The following is a 5472-nucleotide window of genomic DNA, read 5'->3' on the forward strand; positions in this document are numbered from 1 at the left end:
GGCCAGCGCGGCCAGCGCCGACCGGTTCGACGTCTCCACCAGGCCGGGCTGGGCCGGCCAGCTCCCGATGACCAGCCCGGCGCATGGAACCCCGTGAGCGGCAAGCGATTCCAGGGTCAAGGCGGTGTGGTTGAGGGTGCCCAATTCCGCGGTGACCACGACCAGCGCCGCGGCGCCCAGCTCGACGGCGAGGTCGCGCACGGTGACGCCGGCGTCGGCGAGTTCGACCAACAGGCCGCCGGCGCCTTCGACCAACGTCAGCCGGCCCGGGCGATCCAGGCCGCGGATGAGCTGCAGCACCCGCTCACCCGTAGGCAGCGCCGTCCCCGCCCACGCGGCCGCGGCGGCCGGCGCCAGGGGCAGCGGGTACCGCGCCAATCCGGCGAGTTCGGTCACCCCGGACAGCCGGCCCACCTCCGCGAGGTCGTCGTCGCCGAGGTCGGTGCCGGTCTGCACCGGTTTGCACGCCGCCACGTCGAGGCCGGCCTGGCGGGCGTGGCACGCGAGCGCCGCGGTGGCGACCGTCTTGCCGACCCCAGTGCCGGTGCCCGTGACGACCAGAACGGTCAACGGCGGGCCTTAGACAAGCCCGGCCAGCACGTCCGCCAGCACCCGGCGGGCCATCTCGAGTTCGGCGGCGTCCAACGACGCGCGCACGGTCAGCCGCAGCCGCGACGTCCCGGCGGGCACGGTCGGCGGCCGGAAGCAGCCCACCTTCACGCCGGCGTCCAGGCAGGCCGTCGCCGCGGCCAGCGCCACCTCCGGCGCGCCCAGGATCACCGACACCACCGCAGCCTGCGGCGGCTCGGGGACGTCGCAGGCCTCGGCCAGCAAGCGGGCGTGGCGCAGCACCGCTTCCGGGCGCCACGCTTCGGCCCGCAGCACCACCAGCGCCGCCCGCGCGGCGCCCACTGCCGCCGGGGCCAGGCCGGTGTCGAAGATGAACGGACGGGCGGCGTCTATCAGGTGGTCGCGCACCGGCGCCGGGCCGAGCACGGCGCCACCCTGGCTGCCGAGGGCCTTCGACAGCGTCGTGGTCATCACCACGTCAGGCGCGCCCACCAGCCCGAGCTCGTGCAGCAGCCCGCGCCCGCCGCCGCGGACTCCGAGGCCATGCGCCTCGTCGACGATGAGCAGCGCGCGGTGGCGCCGGCACACCTCGTGCAATTCGCGCACCGGGGCCAGCGAGCCGTCGGCGCTGAAGACCGAATCGGTGACGACGACCGCGCGCTCCTCGTCACGGGAGCCCAGGGCCGCGTCCACGGCGGCCACGTCGCGGTGCGGCGCCACCACCACCCGGGCCCGCGACAGCCGGCACGCGTCCACCAGCGACGCGTGCGACAGGGCGTCGGAAACCAGCAGCGAACCGGGACCCGATAGGCCGACGACGGCCCCGAGGTTGGCCGTGTAGCCCGAAGAGAAAAGCAGCCCCGAGGCGGCGCCGACGAACTCGGCGAGCTCGGACTCGAACTGCTGGTGTAGTTCGGTGTCGCCCGTGACCAGGCGCGAGCCCGTTGCCCCGGCACCCCACATGCGCAGCGCCGCAACGCCGCCCTCGATCACGTCGGGATGTTGCGACAGGCCGAGGTAGTCGTTGGACGCCAGGTCCAACTCGGTGGCCACCGCGGGCCGCGGCCGCAGGGAGCGCCGCAGGCCGGCCTCGCGGCGCTGCGCCGCCACCTCGTCCAGCCAGGCCAGCGGCGACACCTCGATCGGTGCCTGCGGGGGGGCGTTCATGAGCCTTCACCCTACGAGTCGCGCGGCCTCGACCCTCGCGGAGGTGAGCGGGGCGAGCCGCTATGCGATTCCGGTGGTGCCGTTGGAGCCGTCGAGACCAGCGCCGCCGGCACCGACCCACCGGTCCCGAAGGACCCGCCGAAGGCATTGGTCGGAGTCATGGCGAAGGCGTTGCCGCCGTGGCCACCCACGCCGGTGGTGCCGGTGCCGCCGGACAAATGCGGGGGTGGTGTTCGCCTTTCACCATGGCCTCGATGGTGTTCAGCGATTTCGCCTCGAGGTCCTGGCGTACTCGGGCTGCGCGGTGCCGTGGCTGGCCGCCGCTGGCCCGGCATGCCGGAATCTTCCGGCATCGCCAGCCAGTTCACGTTGCTCACTGCATCCCCGGGGCATTCGGCCGTCCTGCCCAGCGCGAGCAACAGCTTGACGCCAGTCATTCAGGGTGGGTTCAGGATGTGGTCGATACCGTCGGGCGGGTGATCAACGCAGCACCCGAACAGAGCAGTCGGCAGCGCGTGATGCTCAGCAAAGTCCGGAAGTCTCCAGAAGGCCGACAATGACCGCCGCACTGGACTTCGCGATGCTCCCACCCGAAATCAATTCCGGGCGCATGTATTCCGGGGCCGGTGCGGGACCAATGTTGGCCGCAGCATCGGCCTGGAGGGGGCTGGCTGCCGAATTGCATGCCACCGCGCTGTCTTACGGCTCGGTGCTTGCGGCTCTAACGAGCGAAGGATGGTACGGCCCGGCATCAGTATCGATGGCAGCCGCCGCCTCACCCTATGTCGCGTGGATGGGTGCCACCGCCGTGCAAGCCGAGCACACCGCCGCGCAGGCGGAGGCCGCCGCGGGAGCCTATGAGATGGCTTTTGCCGCAACGGTTCCGCCGTCGGTTATCGCCGAGAACCGTGCGCGGCTGATGGCGCTAATCGCCACGAATGTCTTGGGCCAGAACACGCCCGCGATCGCAGCGACTGAGGCTCAGTATGCCGAGATGTGGGCACAAGACGCCGCGGCCATGTACGGCTACGCCGGCGCCTCGGCCGCGGCCAGCCAACTGAGCCCGTTCCGGCAGCCGAACCGGACCACGAGCCCGAGCGGGTTGGCGGTCCAGTCCGCCGCAGTGGCCCAAGCCGCAGCCACCGCGGAGCAGCCAACGACGCTGTCCCAGCTGGTCTCCGCGACGCCCTCTGCGCTGCAGGGACTTGCGTCGCCGTCGTCGGCGTCGGCTCCTGCCGACATCACAAACTGGCTTACGTCGGGATGGAATCTATTTGATCCCGGGTCAGGTAACGTCGCTACCGGACCGCTCGGCCTCCTGAATGCCATCTTCGGAAGCGACACCGCCGGGGGTAAAGTCCTCAATTCTGGGCTCTTGAACACCATAGCTGGCAGCGGGCTCCTCGCCCCGGCTAACACGATCGGGCCCTTTACCAGCTTATTTGGCGCGGGCGCGGCCGGGGTCGCATCGGGCGACGCCGCTGCAAGTGCGCTCGGTGGCGCAATCACAGGCCCGTCGGAGGGGATAAGCGGCCTAGGAGGAATGATTTCGGGCGGTGTGGGCAACGCGGCTGCCGTCGGGACGCTATCAGTTCCGGCAGGCTGGACCGCGGGTGCACCGTTGGCCGGCCAGCTGGCCTCACCATTGGCAGGCACACCGATGCTCGCGCCCCCTCCAGCAATAGCGGCTGGCATGCCTGGCATGCCTGGCATGCCTGTGGGCACGATAACCGGTCAGGGCTTCGGTCGCGCCGTTCCTCAGTATGGCTTCCGGCCGACCTTCGTCGCACGACCACCCGCCGCCGGATAGCAACCTCGACAGTTGTCTCATGCCGCGTCGTTCGAGGCTGAGCACACAGTCGGCCTTCGTAATGTGTTGGCAGTTGGAGAATTTGTGATGGGGCCGAGTAATGCGGGATGCCAGGAGCTCATCACGCAGCCGAGACGCAACTCTTCACGTGATGTATGAGCAGGCCAACGCCCTTGCTCAAATGTGCAAAGCGCCGGCCGAAACGCCCGCCGAAACGGCTACGTCGAATCATTTAACTCCCGAGTCCGCGACGAATGCCTCAACATCAACATCTTCTGGTCGCTGACCCACGCGCGGGTCGTGATCGCTGACTGGAAGCAGGAATACAACAACCACCGGCGGCACTCCGCCCTGGGGTATCAGGCTCCGGCCCACTACGCTGCCGTCTGCACCCACCGATGAACGCCTCTGACACACCAGAGATGGATCAGTTCTCGCGGGTCCGGCCAGTAGCCGATGTTGGCACCGACGCGGGGCGCTGAATCGGCGCGAACTCCGTGTCGGGGTCCCGCACCATACGTGGTCAACCCCGCCGCCGGCCGATAAGGAATCGGCAAACTCGTCCGAGAGCGATCGGTCGTGACACTTCCTCCGAGTCGTTGAGGTCCGATCGGCGCCGATAGCTTTCGGCTCTTTGGGTCCGTACTGCTCCGTGATGCGTCTCTGGCCGCTTCACCGGATCCAGGCTGGTCGATCGTCGACTCTACGTCTGAGTCACCCAGGGCGGCAACGTTATTGCCGTGCCATCGCGATCGTGAGCCTGTCCTCCGGTTTGATGAGGTGGTCTTGGCTATCGCCGCCGATGTCGATCTGGACCCAGTCGATCTCGCCGGTGAACTTGTTGCCGGTGGGGCCGTAGTCCGGCGATGAGGGTGAACCGGTGTCGGCACCGACGTCGCAGGCTTCGTCGGCGGAGTAGGCCATCGGCTCGGTCTGTTCGACGCGCCCGGTGCCGACGGGTTTGCCGTCGCAGTACAGGGTGACGTCGCCGCCTTTGGCCAGGCCGCCGCCGTCGTATTTGAATGCCATGCGCACCTGATGCTTTCCGGCTGGAATGGGTGTGTCGGCGGTGATCATGTAGTGCTCGATGCCGAAGAAGTTGTAGCAGTATTTGAGCCGGCCCTGGTGCGCGTAGAGAGACCAGCCGCCCACGCTGCCGCCCTGGGTGATGATGACTCCGGAGGCGCCGGACTCGGGCACGGTGATGTTCGCGGTTACCGTGTGCGACTTGTTCTTCACGTTGACCACGCATGCCTCGCTGATCCGCATGCCGGGGAACAGCAGCTGGCTGTTGCCGCGAATCAGCTGCGGGCGCCCGGCGATATCTGGATTTAGGCGTTCGAATCTGCGGTCGTCCAGCGGCACCACGTTGTGCTTGACCGCCTCGATGAGCCACAGGCGTTGCAGGTCGGCCAGCTTCTGGGGGTTTTCCGCGGCCAGGTTGTGGGCCTGGGTCCAGTCGTCGGGTCCATACAGCTCCCAGGCGTCGTCGTCGAACGCTGGTGGCGGGTCGGTTTTCCAGGGGGTGCTGTGTCTGGTTACCGCGGTCCAGCCGTTGTGGTAGATGCCGCGGTTACCGAGCATCTCGAAGTACTGGACGTGGTGTGTCTCGGGCGCATCGCCGTCGCGCAGTGTCGACAACATGCTCACCCCCTCCAGCGGTGCTTGCTGGATACCGTTCACTGAGATCGGCGCGGGTAGTCCGGCGGCCTCGAGGATGGTTGGGGCGACATCGATCACGTGGTGGAACTGGTTGCGGGTCTTGCCCTTGTCGGTGAAGCCGTTGGGCCAGTGCACAATGGTGCCGTTGCGGGTGCCGCCCCAATGTGAGGCCACCTGCTTGGTCCACTGATATGGCGTGTTCATGGCGTGTGCCCAGCCGACCGCGTAGTGGTTGTAGGCATTCGGGGTTCCGAAGTCGTCAA

The 5472-nt window shown here is 68.3% G+C and carries 5 protein-coding genes; 2 read left to right on the top strand and 3 right to left on the bottom strand.

Translation table 11 applies throughout. From position 1 onward, the window contains the following. On the bottom strand, positions 1–570 hold a 570-nt coding region (gene bioD, locus JWP83_RS15675; protein WP_297731513.1), incomplete at its 3' end, for a dethiobiotin synthase. 9 nt (positions 571–579) lie between these two features. Then, a complete protein-coding gene (locus JWP83_RS15680; RefSeq protein ID WP_297731515.1) occupies positions 580–1737 on the bottom strand; it encodes an 8-amino-7-oxononanoate synthase in 1158 nt (385 codons plus the stop codon). Between the two features lie 556 nt (positions 1738–2293). On the opposite strand from JWP83_RS15680, the gene JWP83_RS15685 reads away from it, so the two are divergent. Beyond that, positions 2294–3547, top strand: a complete 1254-nt coding sequence (locus JWP83_RS15685; protein ID WP_297731519.1) for a PPE family protein — start codon at positions 2294–2296, stop codon at positions 3545–3547. 183 nt (positions 3548–3730) lie between these two features. After that, complete coding sequence (locus JWP83_RS15690; RefSeq protein WP_297731521.1) at positions 3731–3949, top strand: transposase; 219 nt, start codon at positions 3731–3733, stop codon at positions 3947–3949. Between the two features lie 330 nt (positions 3950–4279). Here JWP83_RS15690 and JWP83_RS15695 read toward each other — a convergent pair. Next, positions 4280–5472, bottom strand: a 1193-nt coding sequence (locus JWP83_RS15695; RefSeq protein WP_297731523.1) for a sulfatase-like hydrolase/transferase, incomplete at its 5' end; no start/stop codon positions are given.

It is taken from the genome of Mycobacterium sp. (genome assembly GCF_025965855.1).
In the GTDB taxonomy this organism is placed as follows: Bacteria; Actinomycetota; Actinomycetes; order Mycobacteriales; family Mycobacteriaceae; genus Mycobacterium.